Annotated in this window: 19 protein-coding genes and 1 other RNA gene; 8 read left to right on the top strand and 12 right to left on the bottom strand. The window is 63.2% G+C overall.

Features of this window, described 5'->3' with window-relative positions:
* Window positions 1-47 precede the first annotated feature (47 nt).
* Together K3762_RS13230 and mgtE are read right to left on the bottom strand one after the other, a co-directional pair.
* Complete coding sequence (locus K3762_RS13230) at window positions 48-608, bottom strand: 5-formyltetrahydrofolate cyclo-ligase (RefSeq protein WP_260009877.1); 561 nt, start codon at window positions 606-608, stop codon at window positions 48-50.
* Window positions 605-2,008: a magnesium transporter gene (gene mgtE / locus K3762_RS13235; RefSeq protein WP_120351560.1), complete on the bottom strand. Its 1,404-nt coding sequence runs from the start codon at window positions 2,006-2,008 to the stop codon at window positions 605-607. Before mgtE ends, K3762_RS13230 begins: the two co-directional genes overlap by 4 nt.
* Before the next feature lie 121 nt (window positions 2,009-2,129).
* Between mgtE and guaD the strand changes: the two genes are divergently transcribed.
* Window positions 2,130-3,431: a guanine deaminase gene (gene guaD / locus K3762_RS13240; RefSeq protein ID WP_260009880.1), complete on the top strand. Its 1,302-nt coding sequence runs from the start codon at window positions 2,130-2,132 to the stop codon at window positions 3,429-3,431.
* Window positions 3,432-3,455: 24 nt separating this feature from the next.
* Here the strand turns inward: guaD and K3762_RS13245 are convergent, their stop codons facing one another.
* The 4 genes from K3762_RS13245 to K3762_RS13260 all read right to left on the bottom strand — a co-directional run bounded on the left by K3762_RS13245 (window position 3,456) and on the right by K3762_RS13260 (window position 6,630).
* Complete coding sequence (locus tag K3762_RS13245) at window positions 3,456-3,875, bottom strand: CAP domain-containing protein (protein WP_120351562.1); 420 nt, start codon at window positions 3,873-3,875, stop codon at window positions 3,456-3,458.
* Window positions 3,872-5,206, bottom strand: a complete 1,335-nt coding sequence (locus K3762_RS13250; RefSeq protein WP_132444421.1) for an 8-oxoguanine deaminase — start codon at window positions 5,204-5,206, stop codon at window positions 3,872-3,874. The genes K3762_RS13245 and K3762_RS13250 overlap by 4 nt, the downstream gene beginning before the upstream one ends.
* Window positions 5,207-5,339: 133 nt before the next feature.
* A complete protein-coding gene (hisN, locus tag K3762_RS13255) occupies window positions 5,340-6,140 on the bottom strand; it encodes a histidinol-phosphatase (protein WP_120351564.1) in 801 nt (266 codons plus the stop codon).
* A gap of 115 nt (window positions 6,141-6,255) precedes the next feature.
* Window positions 6,256-6,630: a helix-turn-helix domain-containing protein gene (locus K3762_RS13260; RefSeq protein WP_120351565.1), complete on the bottom strand. Its 375-nt coding sequence runs from the start codon at window positions 6,628-6,630 to the stop codon at window positions 6,256-6,258.
* Between the two features lie 625 nt (window positions 6,631-7,255).
* Here K3762_RS13260 and K3762_RS13265 point away from each other — a divergent pair.
* On the top strand, window positions 7,256-8,032 hold the full coding sequence (locus K3762_RS13265) for a Bax inhibitor-1/YccA family protein (protein ID WP_067627480.1): 777 nt from the start codon (window positions 7,256-7,258) through the stop codon (window positions 8,030-8,032).
* A gap of 79 nt (window positions 8,033-8,111) precedes the next feature.
* Here the strand turns inward: K3762_RS13265 and K3762_RS13270 are convergent, their stop codons facing one another.
* The 3 genes from K3762_RS13270 to K3762_RS13280 all read right to left on the bottom strand — a co-directional run bounded on the left by K3762_RS13270 (window position 8,112) and on the right by K3762_RS13280 (window position 9,740).
* Window positions 8,112-8,801 carry a VIT family protein gene (locus K3762_RS13270; RefSeq protein WP_260009883.1) on the bottom strand — a complete coding sequence of 230 codons (690 nt, stop codon included), beginning with the start codon at window positions 8,799-8,801 and terminating at the stop codon, window positions 8,112-8,114.
* Window positions 8,802-8,817: 16 nt separating this feature from the next.
* Window positions 8,818-8,976, bottom strand: coding sequence for a hypothetical protein (locus K3762_RS13275; RefSeq protein ID WP_165935557.1), 159 nt, complete (start codon window positions 8,974-8,976; stop codon window positions 8,818-8,820).
* Between the two features lie 71 nt (window positions 8,977-9,047).
* Window positions 9,048-9,740, bottom strand: a complete 693-nt coding sequence (locus tag K3762_RS13280) for a metal-dependent hydrolase (RefSeq protein WP_260009885.1) — start codon at window positions 9,738-9,740, stop codon at window positions 9,048-9,050.
* 325 nt (window positions 9,741-10,065) lie between these two features.
* Here K3762_RS13280 and gatC point away from each other — a divergent pair, with 325 nt between their 5' ends.
* The 6 genes from gatC to rpmG all read left to right on the top strand — a co-directional run bounded on the left by gatC (window position 10,066) and on the right by rpmG (window position 14,144).
* A complete protein-coding gene (gatC, locus tag K3762_RS13285; protein ID WP_067627510.1) occupies window positions 10,066-10,353 on the top strand; it encodes an Asp-tRNA(Asn)/Glu-tRNA(Gln) amidotransferase subunit GatC in 288 nt (95 codons plus the stop codon).
* The gene (gene gatA / locus K3762_RS13290) at window positions 10,353-11,840 is read left to right on the top strand and encodes an Asp-tRNA(Asn)/Glu-tRNA(Gln) amidotransferase subunit GatA (protein ID WP_120351567.1); all 1,488 of its coding nucleotides are present in this window, start codon (window positions 10,353-10,355) and stop codon (window positions 11,838-11,840) included. The genes gatC and gatA overlap by 1 nt, the downstream gene beginning before the upstream one ends.
* A 37-nt stretch (window positions 11,841-11,877) precedes the next feature.
* On the top strand, window positions 11,878-12,633 hold the full coding sequence (locus K3762_RS13295) for a hypothetical protein (protein WP_260009896.1): 756 nt from the start codon (window positions 11,878-11,880) through the stop codon (window positions 12,631-12,633).
* Window positions 12,634-12,636: 3 nt separating this feature from the next.
* Window positions 12,637-13,326, top strand: a complete 690-nt coding sequence (locus K3762_RS13300; RefSeq protein WP_260009898.1) for an N-acetylmuramoyl-L-alanine amidase — start codon at window positions 12,637-12,639, stop codon at window positions 13,324-13,326.
* Window positions 13,327-13,337: 11 nt separating this feature from the next.
* Window positions 13,338-13,817: RNase P RNA component class A (gene rnpB, locus K3762_RS13305), an RNA gene on the top strand.
* A gap of 159 nt (window positions 13,818-13,976) precedes the next feature.
* Window positions 13,977-14,144, top strand: coding sequence for a 50S ribosomal protein L33 (rpmG, locus tag K3762_RS13310; protein WP_007119221.1), 168 nt, complete (start codon window positions 13,977-13,979; stop codon window positions 14,142-14,144).
* Between the two features lie 147 nt (window positions 14,145-14,291).
* Here rpmG and K3762_RS13315 read toward each other — a convergent pair whose 3' ends face one another.
* Genes K3762_RS13315 through K3762_RS13325 form a run of 3 tightly spaced genes read right to left on the bottom strand, consistent with a single transcriptional unit; the run spans window position 14,292 to window position 15,775 of the window.
* Window positions 14,292-14,699 (bottom strand): hypothetical protein, encoded by a 408-nt coding sequence (locus K3762_RS13315; RefSeq protein WP_132444416.1) that lies wholly within the window; start codon window positions 14,697-14,699, stop codon window positions 14,292-14,294.
* Entirely contained in the window at window positions 14,696-15,316 is a 621-nt protein-coding gene (locus K3762_RS13320) for a DUF5671 domain-containing protein (protein WP_132444415.1), read from the bottom strand. Before K3762_RS13320 ends, K3762_RS13315 begins: the two co-directional genes overlap by 4 nt.
* 3 nt (window positions 15,317-15,319) lie before the next feature.
* Window positions 15,320-15,775, bottom strand: a complete 456-nt coding sequence (locus K3762_RS13325; protein WP_120351572.1) for a nucleoside deaminase — start codon at window positions 15,773-15,775, stop codon at window positions 15,320-15,322.
* Window positions 15,776-15,816 lie beyond the last annotated feature (41 nt).

Consider the following 15,816-nt stretch of genomic DNA (forward strand, 5'->3'; position numbering starts at 1 on the left):
GGGGCCTTACTCAGCGCGGGGCCTTATTCCACGTGGGCGGGTTAACGTCACGCCACCTCAATCACCCCGGCCTCTGTCACGATCAGATCCAGCGGCTCATCGGTGTCTTCCAACGGAACGTCGTCGCTCTCCTGCCCGGCAAAGGCGAAACCGATTGCCATGGTGGCCCGGCGCGCGCGCAGCATCGCCAGTGTCCGATCATAAAATCCGCCGCCATAGCCCAGCCGCGCGCCTGCGCGGTTAAAGGCCAGCAGCGGAACGATCACGATCTCGGGTTCGAAAAAATCGTTATGTTCGGGGATCATCGCGCCGAAAGTGCCCGCCACCATCGGCGTCTCGGGTGTCCAGCGCGAGAACGACAACGGGTGGTCGGGCCACATGATCACCGGCACGCCGACCGGGCCGTGGGCGCAGGCTTCGGCCAGGGCCGGGCGGGGGTCGATTTCGGTGCGAATGGGCATGAAGCCTGAAAGCGGCACGCCGCGATAGCCTGCCAAAACTTCAGACAGATACCCAGCCTGCGCGGCATTCGCCTGTTCAAACAACGGCTTGCGGCGGGCAAAGGCGGCCTTGCGCGCCGCGGCCTTACGCGCTGCAGCCTCGCTCACAAAAGCACCAGCGCCGCGAGACCGAGGAAGGCAAAGAAGCCGACAACATCCGTCACCGTGGTCACAAAGGCCCCCGAGGCGAGCGCCGGGTCAATCCCGAACCGCTCCAGCAAGATCGGAATACCGGTGCCAGCCAGCCCTGCCACCACAAGGTTGATCACCATCGCGGTCGCGATCACATAGCCAAGCGCCGGAGAGCCGAACCAGATCACCCCGACAATCCCCATGATCACCGCAAAGATCAGACCGTTCACCAGCCCCACCAGAACCTCCCGCCGGATCACCCGCCAGACGTTCGAGCCGGTAAGGTCTTTCGTCGCAATCGCACGCACCGCGACGGTCAGGCTCTGCGTGCCCGCGTTGCCGCCCATGGAGGCGACGATCGGCATCAGCACCGCCAGCGCCACGATCTGCGCGATGGCGGCTTCGAACTGCGAAATCACCATCGACGCGGCAATCGCCGTTACAAGGTTCACCGCAAGCCATGGCAGACGCTGTTTGGTCGTTTCCGCCACACGGTCGGAAAGTGAGCCCTCGCCCACACCCGCCAGTCGCAGGATGTCTTCTTCGTGCTCTTCATCGAGCACCGCCATGGCGTCGTCGATGGTGATGACGCCGATCAACCGCCCCTCTTCATCAACCACAGGGGCCGAGATCAGGTGGTACTGGTTAAACGCATAGGCCACATCGCCCTCATCCCGCATCGCGGGGATGATCTGGAAGGTTTCCTCCAAGATATCCGCCAGCCGCGTCTCGCGGCGCGAGCGCATCAGCTTGCCCAGTGTCACGTTGCCCACCGGGTGCAGGCGCGGGTCGACCATGACGATGTGATAGAACTGATCTGGCAGGTCTTCTTCCTTGGTGGCGCGCAGATGGTCAATGGTCTGGCCCACCGTCCAATGCTCGGGCGCCATCACAACCTCGCGCTGCATCAGACGACCGGCGGAGTATTCTGGCCAGTTCAGCGCCTGTTCAACGGCGACCCGGTCGGTTTCCTCCAGCGCGTCGAGGATGGTTTCCTGCTGCGCGTCTTCCAGATCTTCGATCAGGTCGACGACATCATCGCTGTCCAACTCACGCACCGCTTGGGTCAAAACCTGCGGCGTCAGGATGGAGATGACTTCTTCGCGGATCGACTCGTCGAGTTCCGACAGAATCTCACCGTCGAATTCCTGCCCGTAAAGCCGGATCAGCGCTGCGCGGTCATCCTCGTCGATCTGTTCCAAAAGGTCAGCGATATCCGCCGCGTGCAGCGGTTCCATCAACTGGGTCAGATGGGCTTGATCGTTGGCCTCTACGGTCTCAAGGATCGCGGCAACGGCCTTGCGGTCCAGCATATAGGCTTCGGCATTCTCCTCAGAGGCTACCGCCGGATCCAGCTCTTCGATCTGCTCTGCCATCCGCGTTCTCCGTGCCTGTGCTGCGCTTTGGGCCGACAATATGCAAGCGCCCGCACGGGCACAATGCCGCCCGCGACGCTTCGGTATTGTTCCCCGTCTCGCCCTCACCTAAACCACTGGCATGACAAATCAACGACTCCTTTTGGGCGCGACGCTCAGCTATTCCGGCAACCCGATGCAAAGCGCGTGGGAGGATGCCGTGAAGATCGACACCGAAGGCGGTGTCTTGATCGAAGACAGTCGCATTGTCGCCGTGGGCAATGGCGAACGCCTGCGTGCCGACCATCCGCAGGCCGAGGTGACGCGCTATGGCGATGCGTTGATTTGTCCGGGCTTTGTCGATGCCCACGTGCATTATCCGCAGACCGCGATCATCGCGTCATGGGGCAAGCGGCTGATCGACTGGCTGAACACCTACACCTTCCCCGAAGAGATGCGCCTTTCGGATCCGGCCTATGCGGGCGACATCGCCGCGCGCTATTTGGACCTGACGCTGGCCCATGGGACCACCACTGTTGCGTCTTACTGCACGATCCACCCCCACAGCGCCGACGCGCTGTTTCAGGCGGCAGAGGATCGCGGCCAACGGATCGTAGCGGGCAAGACCTGCATGGACCGCAACGCCCCCGAGGGGCTGCGCGACACGGTGCAATCGGCCTATGATGACAGCAAAGCGCTGATCGAGCGTTGGCACGGCAAGGGCCGCGCGAGCTATGCGATCACGCCGCGTTTCTCTCCGACCTCAACGCCCGAACAACTCTCGGCCCTAGGCGCGCTTTGGGCAGAGCATCCGACCTGCCTGATGCAGACCCACCTCAGCGAACAAACGGATGAGATCGAATGGGTGCGCGGCCTGTTCCCAGAGGCGCGCGATTACCTTGATACCTATGAGGCCCATGGGCTGCTAGGCGAACGCGGGCTCTACGGCCATGCGATCCACCTAGAGCCGCGTGAGATTGACCGGCTGGCAGAGACAGGCGGGGCGCTGGTGCATTGCCCCACCTCCAATACGTTTATCGGTTCGGGGCTGTTTGACATGACGGGCCTCGCGGCGCGGGGCATTCCGCTGGCGCTGGCAACGGATACCGGGGGCGGCTCTTCCTTCTCGATGCTGCGAACGATGGCCGCAGCCTATGAGGTCGGCCAGTTGCGCGGCACCCCGCTGCACGCGGCGCAGCTGATCTGGCTCGCCACCGCAGGCTCGGCCCGCAGCCTGCATCTGCAGGATCACGTCGGCAGTCTGGCCGAAGGGATGGAGGCGGATATCACCGTGCTATCGCTCAACTCCACCCCCGCCATCGCTCAGCGTCACGCGGCAGCCAAGGATATCTGGGAAAGCCTCTTCGCCACCATCATGATGGGCGATGATCGGGCGATTGCAGATGTTTGGGTTGCGGGTGCGCGTCGGGGTGGCACGGCGTAACGCGCCAACCGTGAGTGGGTCGCCTCAGCAGGGCGCGCCCAGCACCATCACCCAAACTTCACTATCGGCCTGCACCAGCCCCATCTCTTCGGCACGGCTGTCGACCATATTGCGGTAATGCCCCGGCGAGTTGGTCCAGCCGGTCATGACCTCATCCAATGACTGCTGGCCCTTGGCGATATTCTCGGCCACAAAACACCATTGATAGCCCGCCATCGCGGCACGACGGCCCACATCCGTGCCATCGCGGCCTTTGTGGCTGAAATAGTCATGCTCTGCCATATCGCTGGCATGGGTTTGGGCCGCCTGCGCCAAACGGCCATCATAGACGAGGGGTTTGAGCCCCTGCACATCCCGCAACGCATTTACGCGCTCCAACCCCATGGGGTCGGCCAATGCCGGCATGCCTGCCAGCATCAGGATCGATAGAAAAAATGGCCTCATTCAGCCAAGCCTTTCGCCAATTCGTTTTGCCGCGCCACCTGTGCGGCCAAGTCAATCGTGGTGACGTGACCATCGCGCACCACCTGACGGCCTTCAACGAAAAGGTCGCGCACCGCCGTCGGACCGGCAAGAAGCAGCGCAGCCGGATCCCAACTGCCCGCACTATGCACGCCGGAAACGTCCCAAATTGCCACATCGGCGCGTTTGCCGACCATCAGCCGCCCGCAATCAGGGCGCCCCAGCACATCCGCCCCGCCGCGTGTGGCCAGTTCCAAGGCGGCGCGGGGGCTCATCGCATCAGCGCCGCGCGCCACGCGCTGCAACAACATCGCCTGCCGCGCCTCGGCTGCCAGATTGCCGCTGTCGTTGCTGGCCGATCCATCGACCCCCAGCCCCAGCGGCACGCCTGCATCCAGCATCGCCCGTACCGGCGCGATGCCTGACCCAAGGCGGCAATTGGAACAGGGGCAATGCGCGACCCCGGTGCGGGTCCGGGCAAAGAGGTCAATCTCAGACGCGTCCAACTGCACACAATGGGCATGCCAGACGTCATCGCCCAGCCAACCAAGGCTTTCGGCATATTCTCCGGGGCGGCAGCCGAATTTCTCCAGCGAATAGGCCACATCCTCGGCATTCTCGGCCAGATGGGTGTGCAGCATCACGCCTTTGTCCCGCGCCAGAAGCGCCGTGTCGCGCATCAACTCGCGACTGACCGAGAAAGGTGAACAAGGTGCCAATCCGACACGACACATCGACCCTTCGGCAGGATCATGGAAGGCGTCGACCACGCGGATGCAATCTTCCAAGATCGCCGCTTCCCGCTCCACCAGCGCATCGGGTGGCAGGCCACCATCGCTTTCACCGATGCTCATCGAGCCGCGCGTGGGGTGAAACCGCAGGCCCAGTTCGGCGGCGGCGTGGATCGTATCCTCCAGCCGCACGCCGTTTGGGTAGAGATAAAGGTGGTCCGAACTCAGGCTACAGCCCGACAGCGCCAGTTCCGCCAACCCAATCTGGGCCGAGACGGACATATGCTCCGGCCCCATACGCGCCCAGATCGGATAGAGCCGCTGCAACCAGCCAAAGAGCAGCGCATCCTGTGCGCCCGGCACGGCGCGGGTCATGCTCTGGTAAAGGTGGTGATGCGTGTTCACGAGTCCCGGCGTGACGATGCAACCCTTCGCCTCGACAATCTCGCCCTCCGTCCGAAGGCCCTGCCCGATCTCGGCAATCACCCCGTCGCGCAGCAACAGGTCTGCACCGGCAAGCTCGCGCCGGGTATCGTCCATCGTGATAAGGTAATCCGCGCCGCGGATGAGGGTCTCTGCCATAGGTCACACTTTTCGCTATGCCCGTCTCATGCAAAGTGTGTGTGGCCGATGGAAAACGGGCGAGAGAACCGGCCTTTACGGCATTTATCGCATCCCGCCGGGGCCGGTCAATCCGCGGGTTTCGACAATTGGATCAATATGCGGAAAGGACCGCAAGCGCCTGCGCGTGGATTTCGCGGTTGGCCGCCGCAAGCGCCCTGCCCCCCTCATGCACCGGGTTGCCCTGCCAATCGGTGACGATCCCCCCTGCCGCTTGGATCACTGCGATTGGCGCTTGAATGTCATAGGCGTTCAATCCTGCCTCGATCACCAGATCGACCTGCCCGGCCGCGACCAAAGCATAGGCGTAGCAATCCATGCCATAGCGGGTCAGCAGCGCCTGCGAGGCCACGGCCCGAAAGGCACTGGCCTCATCGGGGCTGCCGACCTCGGGGAATGTGGTGAAAACGATGGCCTGTCGCAGGTCCCGCGCCGCGCGGGCCTGCAGGGGGCGGCTTCCATGCGGCCCGGTCATCAGCGCGCCATCCGGTGCGCCCTCGAACCGCTCGCCGATATAGGGCTGGTCAATGATGCCGTAGAATGGCCCCGACGCATCGCTGACCGCGATCAGCACGCCCCAAGTCGGCGTGCCGCTGAGAAACCCGCGTGTGCCGTCAATCGGGTCAAGCACCCATGTCAGCCCCGACGTGCCGGGCTGCGCGCCATATTCCTCGCCCAAGATGCCATCGGCGGGCCGTTCCGCCGCCAAGATATCGCGCATCGCCCGTTCGGCGGCGCGATCCGCCTCGGTCACGGGGTCAAAACCGGTACCGAGCTTGTTGTCGGCCTGCAAATCAAGGCTGCGGAAATAGGGCAGGATCACCTGACGCGCCGCATCCGCCATCAGATGGGCGACGCGGCGAATATCAGGATCAAAATCAGTGGCGTTCATCATGACGAAGACCTGACAGTTTGCGCGGGTTTGCGCAAGCCTGCCAATGCTTTAGAAAGTCGGGCCTTAGAATGTTGGCCCTTCAAAAGCTAGGCCAAGAAAGACGACCCGGATGGGATCAGGCCACATCGCTCAGCACGCGGGCCAGTTCGAACAACCGGCGGCGCTGGTTCTCGGGGATGGCATAGTAAGAACGGACCAGCTCCATCGCCTCTTTGTCGGCCATCAGATCGGCTGGCAGCCCGTCCACCGCTGGGCCATCTGCGACCTCTTCGTCTTTCAATCCTTCAAAGAAGAAAGACACAGGCACGCCAAGCGCATCCGCGATATCCCAAAGCCGCGAAGCGCTGACGCGGTTGGCGCCGGTTTCGTATTTTTGTATCTGTTGGAATTTGATTCCGACGAGTTCCGCCAGTTTCTGTTGGGTCATCCCCGTCAGCCAGCGCCGCTGCCTGATACGTTTACCCACATGTACATCTACCACATGCACCATATTCTTTAATCCTTATAGGGCACATGCGACCGTGCCAATCTCTGTTCCAAACAAGGACGAAGTGTGCCGTTGCTTCACGCAATACCGCAGGGGTTGCGTGAAAGTCCTACCTCCTATCATAGCGGTTGCGTTGAATTCGGCAAAGAAATTTCACGTGATGGTAAAAATCCGTTCCGTTTCGACCGCAACCTCAGGCGGTGCACTGCCCCTCTCTCTCTTTGACCGGCGGGCGTTGAATCTCCAAGTTTCCTTGGCTGTAGTGGTTTTCCGCTCGGCAACCATTGGATGAACGCGAAGAATATCAATCGGTTCCCCCCGGAATAGTTCAAATGCCGTTTTTCTGGCTCTCGGGTGGTTCACGTCACCGTTACCCGCGCCCCGCCGCGCCGCCGAAGCATCGGTGCTTTTCCGCCGATCACCGCACCTTGGGCGACCCGCCCGCCCGAAACAGAGGTCTTACCGACCCTCAGCGCGCGCCCCTGACAAATCCGGGGCGAAACCCGCGATTATTGCCGTGATATCAGGTTGCAAGACACTTGAAATTCGCCCCTTCAGGCCCGATATTCAAAGCCAAGAACGTGTCGGCCGGGTTTCGACACGCAACTTTGCCAATGGGAGTCACTAAATGGCTGACGTCAATTCAATTCGCTCTGCTGCCGGGTCGCGCGTCGCCGCGATCGACGAGGGTCTGCGCGCTCATATGAACAAGGTGTATGGCACCATGTCGATCGGCATGCTCATCACCTTCGCCGCGGCTTGGGCGATCTCTGGGCTGTCGGTTACCTCCGACCCCTCCGCCGCCGTGGCGCAGCTTAGCCAAGATAAGTACCTGACGCAGTTGGGCTATGCGCTCTATGCCTCGCCGCTGAAATGGGTCGTAATGTTCGCGCCGCTCGCTTTTGTCTTTGGCTTTAGCGCGATGATCAACAAAATGTCGGCGGCCACGGCGCAGGTCGTGTTCTACGCCTTCGCTGCCGTCATGGGCATCTCGATCAGCTCGATCTTTCTGGTCTTCACCGGCTATTCCATCGCGCAGGTCTTTTTGATCACATCGATCGCCTTCGCCGGTCTGTCGCTCTGGGGCTACACCACCAAGAAGGACATCTCCGGCTGGGGCAGCTTCTTGATCATGGGCGTGATCGGTCTGGTCGTCGCGTCGATCGTTAATATCTTCCTCGCCTCTTCGGCGCTGATGTTCGCGATCTCGGCCATCGGTGTTCTGATCTTCGCGGGTCTGACCGCCTATGACACCCAGAAGATCAAGACCGAGTATCTGGCCCACGCGCATCACGGCGACACTGAGTGGCTGGGCAAGGCCGCGATCATGGGCGCGCTGAGCCTCTATCTGGACTTCATCAACATGTTCATGATGTTGCTGTCGCTCTTCGGCAACCGCGAGTAATCGCTGGACCATCTGATGCGAAAGGCCGGCCCTGAAAGGGGTCGGCCTTTTTCTTTGGCGGCATTTAAAGTCAAAGCGGTCAGCCAGTCGCTCCGAAAAGATGGCCGACCCCCGCGGTCACGGCCATGGCCAAACCACCCCAGAAAACGACACGCCTGATGGCGGGCCGTTTCGGCGCACCGCCCAATTGTGCCCCGCCCGCGCCAAGCAGCACCAGCGCCAGCAACGCAACCAAAGCGATCGTCAGGCCACGCGCCCCCGCAGGGGCCAGAACAGCCGCCAACAAGGGCAGCCCGCCGCCCAAGGCAAAGGCCAGCGCCGAGGCGCCCGCCGCCTGCAGCGGATCGGCCTGACCGGCAAGGCCGAACATGCCCAACTCTTCGCGCGCGTGGGCGCCCAAGGCGTCATGGTCGGTCATCTGTGCTGCGACTTCCAACGCGAGGTCACTTTCCACGCCCCGGTTCTCCAGCCCTTCGGCAAGTTCGCTCAGCTCGTAATCCGGGTCTTCGATCAGGGCCACGCGCTCGCGCTCCAAATCGGCCTTCTCAACATCCGCCTGTGCCGAGACCGAGACATACTCCCCTGCCGCCATTGACAGCGCCCCGGCGGTGAGCCCCGCAAGCCCGGTCAGCAAGACATTGCCCTGCGCCATACCTGCCGCGCTCACCCCCACCAGCAGGCTGGCAGAAGAGACGATACCGTCGTTGGCCCCCAAAACGGCAGCGCGCAGCCAATTGCTGCGGTTGATGAAGTGACCTTCTTTGGGCATCTCAGCCGCCTTACGTCTATTGCGGCTGGTACACCAAAAGATGCGCCGGGAAGATGACTGGCCGGTCACCACCCACGCCGGTAAAGCCGACACTGCCGGTAGGCTCGGCCCGGTCCAGCGGGGCGCAGGCCCCCAGCGTCAGCAACAAGATCACGGCAGTCGTTTTGGCAAACATGGCATTTCCCCGGTGGTTCATTCAGGTATCCCCCGTTCCGCCTTGGCGCGCAAGGCGGTCGGGGCAGTTGGTCAGACGGTGATCGGCTGCATCACCTGCGGCTCCACCACATCGACGCCGGGCAGGCCATCGGTCAACGCCTGCGCCGACTGCTCCAGCGCGTCGAAGGTGCGGTAGTGGCAGGGGATAACCGTCTTGAAATTAAAATAGCGTTTCGCGGCATAGGCGGCCTGCGCCATGTCCATCGTGAAATGCCCGCCCGCGGATAGAATGCCGATGTCGGGTTTGTGGTAGTCGCCCATCCAATCCATATCCGCCATGATCGCCGTGTCGCCGGAATGATAGATCGTATGCCCCTCGCCCGAGATCATGAACCCCGTCTCCATCCCGGTGTAGATCGGCCCGTTGTCGCCTTCCACGGATGAGGAATGCGAGGCCGGAACCATGGTGATCGCCACTTCGCCCGTGCGGATCGTCCCGCCTTTGTTAAAGCCGGTGGTTTGTGCGACGCCTTTGCTTTCCAGCCAGACCATCAGTTCGACCATCCCCGCCACCGGCGCATTGGTCCGGCTGGCGATATCGGCGATGTCAGCCGTGTGGTCGAAATGGCCGTGGGTGACGAGGATTTGAGTCGCGCCTTTGATCGCCTCGGCATGGTGTTCCTCAGGCAGCATCGGGTTGTCCTTGAGCCAAGGGTCGATCAGCAGCACTTGATCTTCGATCTCGATGCGGAATGAGCCGTGGCCGAGCCAGATGATGTTCATGAGGGTCTCCTGAGTGATGTGGGTTTCACGTCAGATTTGACCCTCCGAAGCGCGGAATCAAGTAAACGCCTCCGCATGCCACCAGCCCGGAATCAAGGGCGCATGCCCGCCGGGCAGCGCCAGACCGGCCCAACGGGCTGGCGCTTCTGCAAGCCGGACGCCATCCCGCCATCGCGCAATACCCCAGCAAACATAAATTGCCCAACTGCTTCGAAGCAGGCGCCATCCCCCGGTCTGGCGCTGCGCGGCTCCGCTTCGCCCCTCTCAAACCCTTGCGAGGCCCGCCCCCAAACGGTAGAGGAGCCTCAAAGAGATGGAGATGTTCATGTCGATCGACGAAAACACCGCCGCACGGGTGGCGAAACTGGCCCGGATCAAGGTTGAACCCGAGGCGCTTCCGGCGCTGGCGGAAGAGTTCAACAACATCCTCGGCTTTATCGAGCAGCTGTCCGAGGTGGATGTCGACGGCGTCGAGCCGATGACCTCCGTGACCCCGCAACGCCTGAAGCGGCGCGAGGATGTGGTCACCGATGGCGACCAGCAGGACCGCGTGCTGGCCAATGCCCCCGATGCCCGTGAAGGGTTCTTTGCCGTGCCGAAGGTGGTGGAATAATGACCGATCTGAACAAACTGAGCCTTGCCGAAGCCCGCGATGCCCTGCGCAAGGGTGAGACCACCTCGAAAGACCTGACCGAAGCCTGCCTCAAGGCCATCGACGGCGCAGGCGCGCTGAACGCCTTTGTGCACCGCACCCCCGAGATCGCGATGGAACAGGCCGCCGAGGCTGACGCGCGCATCAAACAGGGCGACGCGCCTGCCATGTGCGGCCTGCCCATCGGCATCAAAGACCTCTTCTGCACCAAAGGCGTGCCAAGCCAAGCGGGCAGCCGCATCCTCGAAGGGTTCCTGCCCGAATATGAAAGCACCGTCAGCCAAAAGCTGAAAGACAGCGGCGCGGTCATGCTAGGCAAGCTCAACATGGACGAATTCGCCATGGGCTCGTCGAACGAGACTTCCGTCTATGGCAACGCGGTGAATCCGTGGCGCCGCGCGGGTGACACGGCGGACCTGACACCGGGCGGCTCCTCGGGTGGCTCTGCCGCCGCCGTGGCGGCTGATCTGTGCCTCGCCGCGACCGGCACCGACACCGGCGGCTCGATCCGCCAGCCTGCGGCCTTTACCGGCACCGTGGGCATCAAGCCGACCTATGGCCGCTGCTCGCGTTGGGGCATCGTCGCCTTCGCCTCAAGCCTCGACCAAGCCGGGCCGATGACCAAAACCGTGCGCGACGCCGCGATCATGCTGGAAGCCATGTGCGGCCATGACGCCAAGGACAGCACCAGCGCCGATCTGGCCGTGCCGGACTTTGAGGCGGCCCTGACTGGCGACATCCGTGGCAAGAAAATCGGCATCCCGCGCGAATACCGCATGGATGGCATGCCCGAAGAGATCGACAAGCTCTGGCAAGACGGCATCGCCATGATGAAGGACGCAGGCGCCGAGATCGTCGACATTTCGCTGCCGCACACGAAATACGCCCTGCCCGCTTATTATGTCATCGCGCCTGCCGAAGCTTCCTCGAACCTCGCGCGCTATGACGGGGTGCGCTTTGGCCACCGCGCCAAGCTCGACCACGGCGACGGCATCACCGAGATGTACGAGAAAACCCGCGCCGAGGGCTTCGGCCACGAGGTGCAGCGCCGCGTCATGGTTGGCACCTATGTGCTCTCCGCAGGCTTCTACGACGCCTATTACAACCGCGCCCGCAAGGTCCGCACCCTGATCAAGAAAGACTTCGAAGACGTCTTTGCCCAAGGCATCGACAGCATCCTGACCCCAGCCACGCCTTCGGCCGCCTTTGGTTTGGGCGAGATGAAGGATGCCGATCCGGTGGCGATGTATCTCAACGACGTGTTCACCGTAACGGTGAACCTTGCCGGTCTGCCCGGTGTCGCGCTGCCGACGGGGCAAAGCGCCACAGGCTTGCCGTTGGGTCTGCAACTGATCGGGCGCCCGTGGGAAGAGGCCGAGTTGCTGTCCTCCGCCTATGCGCTGGAGAAGGCGGCCGGTTTTGTGGCCAAGCCCGAGAAATGGTGGTAAGCCGCAGGGCGGTGAATAAGAGGCGAGAGCGGGTCAGATGATCACACGGACACTTCTAGCGATGACAGCAGGCGGTCTTTTGGCAGCCTGCCAACCGGCTATCCCCGATTCCGGGAACATCAACAGCGGGCGCGGCGTCGGCTTTGGCGACAGCAATTTCGAAGCCGAGCAGCGCGCACGCGATGCGGCGCTGGCGGGCGACGGCAGCTTCACCTCTGACGTGACCGCCCAGCCGTTAGATGACGGCTCCCCCGAAGCGACGGCGGCGGAAACTGCCCGCGTTCTGGCGGCGACCCGTCCGGGCGGGGCAAGCAACGGTCTGGGCAATGACGCCACGACCAACTCGGGCGTTTCCCCGGTGAACGCCAGCCCGTCGAACCCGCCCCCCGCCGCGGTCAACGCCGTTGGCATCTCGAACGAGAACAACTTTGACGCGGTATCGGGCCAGCGCAGCATTCAAGACGACGCGGCCCGTGTGGCCGCCAACCGCGCCCAATATCAGGTGGTTCAGCCCGAAGCACTGCCAGAGCGTCGGAACGTCGGCCCGAACATCGTCGCCTATGCGCTGCAATCCAACCAATCGGTCGGTCAGCAGGTCTATAGCCGTATCGGCTTTAACAAGGCCCGCAAGTTTGAACGTGCCTGCGCGCAGTACAGCCACGCCGACCAAGCGCAGATTGCTTTCCTTGAGGCCGGTGGCCCCGAAAAGGACCGCGAGGGCATGGACCCCGATGGCGATGGCTTCGCCTGCAACTGGGATCCCACTCCCTTCCGCCGGGCTGCGCAGGGCTGATAGATGCCTGTCGCGCCTGACGTGACGGCGCATCCCTCGCCGAATTGCGGCCCGCGACGCGGCGGGCTGCGGCCCCGGCTTATCGTCCTCCACCACACGGCCATGACCAGCGCCCAAGCGGCGCTGGATCGCCTCTGCGACCCCTCTGCGGCTGTCTCTGCGCATTATCTGATCTGTGGCAACGGGCGCATCCTGCAATTGGTTAAAGAAGACCAGCGCGCTTGGCACGCGGGCGTCGGCGAATGGGCGGGTCAGGACGACATCAACTCCCGCTCCATCGGGATCGAGTTGGACAACCGCGGCGATCACCCCTTCTCAGAACCGCAGATGCGCGCGCTCGAAATCCTCCTGCCCGGCATCATGGAGCGTCACGGCATCCCGCCCGAAGGGATAATCGGCCACTCCTGCATGGCACCGGGCCGAAAGGTCGACCCCGGCCCCCGATTCGATTGGGCACGGCTGGCGCGGCGGGGGCTGGCCTTGTCTGCGGGCGACGGCGTTGCGCCAAAGACCGCCACAGCCGATACCTTCCGCGCCGCCGCGCAAGCCGCAGGCTTCACCGCGCCCTGTGACGATGCCACGCTGCTAGAGACCGTGCGGATGCGTTTCAGGCCCCACGGGCGCGGCCCTCTCACCCCCGCAGACCTTGCCGCCCTGCCCGCCCCCATTGACGCGCCACGCGGCGGCGTCTAGGGCGGGGATGCGCGGAAGGCTGGATGGCCGCTGCGTCGTCTCGCGTCGCATGACCGACGACCACTGCCGTCACACGCATGTGTGACATCCGTGGCGTCGCTTTTGCGGGGCAAAAGCGACGTAGAGGAAAGTCCGGACTCCAAGAAGAAACGGTGCCGGGTAACGCCCGGGCGGGGCAACCCGACGGAAAGCGCCACAGAAATGAAACCGCCCCTTGGTCCGGCTTGCCGGAACCCCCAAGGGGTAAGGGTGAAACGGTGGGGTAAGAGCCCACCGCGGGGCTGGCAACAGCTCTGGCACGGCAAGCCCCACCGGGAGCAATGCCAAATAGGGACCGCGCGCCGTTGATCTTCGGGTCAAAGGCGGGGCTCTTCTGCCCCAGCAGGTCCGGGTTGGCAGCTATAGCTGCATCGGCAACGGTGCAGTCAGAGGAATGGTCATCGCCTGTTTTCGGACAGGTACAAAATCCGGCTTATAGGCCTTCCGCGCATATTCCTGCCCTTTCAGGTCCGAAAGGCAGGTTTTTCGACGAAACCGGCGTCTTTCGGCACCGGACGGGCAAATAGCGGTTGACTCGGGCGCGGGTCTGACTAGAACCCGAAATTCAGAATTCACGCACGCCTGCGCGGCCGTGCAGCAGGAGAAGACACATGGCGAAGCCAACCACGATCAAGATCCGCCTGAACTCGTCCGCGGGCACAGGCCATTTCTACGTGACCAAGAAGAACGCACGCACCATGACCGAGAAGATGGTCATCAAAAAGTACGACCCCGTTGCGCGCAAGCACGTCGAATACAAAGAAGGCAAGATCAAGTAAGATCGCCTGCTTTGAACGGTTTCAAAAGGCCACGCGGTTTACGCGTGGCCTTTTGCGTTGTGGAGCCGGGTAAGGCGAGCTTAGCGCCGCTTTAACCGACCTAAGCCGCCGGGCAGCGGCAGGCCGTCAATCGCACCCCTCTCCCGCTCAGGGCGCCTGCACCACCCATTGCCGCGAAGATGGGACGCGCCGATAGCGCAGGCACCCCACCGCCCCGTCGAAATGCAGCCGCTCCCGCCCAGAGGCGACCGTTTTCTCTTGAGGCACCTCAAAAGTCGCGCAGACAGCGAGGCTCTCAGCCCCTCGCGCCACCTCATAGGCGGCGCCGGTCAGCGGATCGTGGAGGCTCTGCTCTGTGCTGCGACAGGCGCGAGAGAACGCCGCCTGCTCTGCAGTCTCGCAAATAAGCGCATCGGCGAGGTGCCGCAGGTCTGCCAGACGGGTCTGGTCACGGCTTTCGGCGCGCGCATGACCCGGCCCGCCGACCACGGCGAAACCGGCAAGGAGCGCGGCCAAGACCACAGCCACGGCACCGCCAAAGAACAGCCGGTTCACCCGGTCGCCCCCTGCCGCCCATCGCGGCGGTAATAGCCAAAGATGCCCCCGGCGATTCCCGCCACCACCAGCGCCTTCAACGCGAATTGCACTGTCAGGTCGCCACTGAGGAAGGCATAGATCACCGCTACCAGATCGCCCAACAGGACCGCAGCGGCGAAAAGCAGGGTCACGTAGGTCATCCAACTGCGAATGGCCGAGCGCGCCAGCGCCGGATCAGCGGCCAACCGCCTGTTTTCGCGGGTGGCCAGCCACAGGTACAGCGGCAGCGTCACGATCAGCACCGCCATTGCCCAGCGGATGCGATAGGTCGCCCCGCCGCCCTCTGAGGAGATGAAGTGGTCGATCAAAGCATGCAGCAGCCCCACCAGATACCCCGCGCCAAAAAGCAGCGCCCCGAACATCAGCGCATAGACGAAAAAATCCCGCGCCGTGACCACGGGGCGCGGGCGTGGCACCGGCGGGGCAAAGGGCACATCCGCCCAGCCTTCCAATGCGTCGCTGACCTCTTGCGCTGACCAGCCCGCTTGGCCCAACACTGCGGCGATCTCAACGCGGCTTTTGCCTGCACTGAGCGCATCCCGCACGAATTGCGCCAAATCCCTATTGCCTGCCATGGGTTACCCCCCTCTTTTGGCTTGGAAAAATGCAGTTAAAAGCTGCTCTGAGTCCCGCGCGGCGATGCCGTCAAAGACCTGCGGTGCGTGATGGCACTGGGGATGCGAGAACACCCGCGCGCCCTGCGCTACGCCGCCTGATTTGGGGTCTGCCGCACCATAAAACAAGCGCTCCAGCCGCGCGGCAGCAATGGCCCCGGCGCACATCGCGCAGGGCTCCAACGTGACGTAGAGCGCGTGACCGATCAGCCGTTCTGAGCCAACAGCCGCACAGGCCGCACGCAGGGCCAGCATCTCGGCATGGGCGGTGGGATCGTTGCGCGCGCGGGTTTCGTTGCCTGCCGTCGCGACGATCTGCCCTTCGGGTGAGACGACAACCGCCCCCACCGGCACCTCGCCACGCGCGGCAGCGGCGCGGGCCTCGGCCAGCGCCTGACCCATATATGAGCGAAACTCCATTCCGTCACATGGCCGCAAACGCCACCCTTTCGCAAGCCCGT

The organism is Sulfitobacter sp. W074 (assembly GCF_025142275.1).
Classification (GTDB): Bacteria; Pseudomonadota; Alphaproteobacteria; order Rhodobacterales; family Rhodobacteraceae; genus Sulfitobacter; species Sulfitobacter profundi.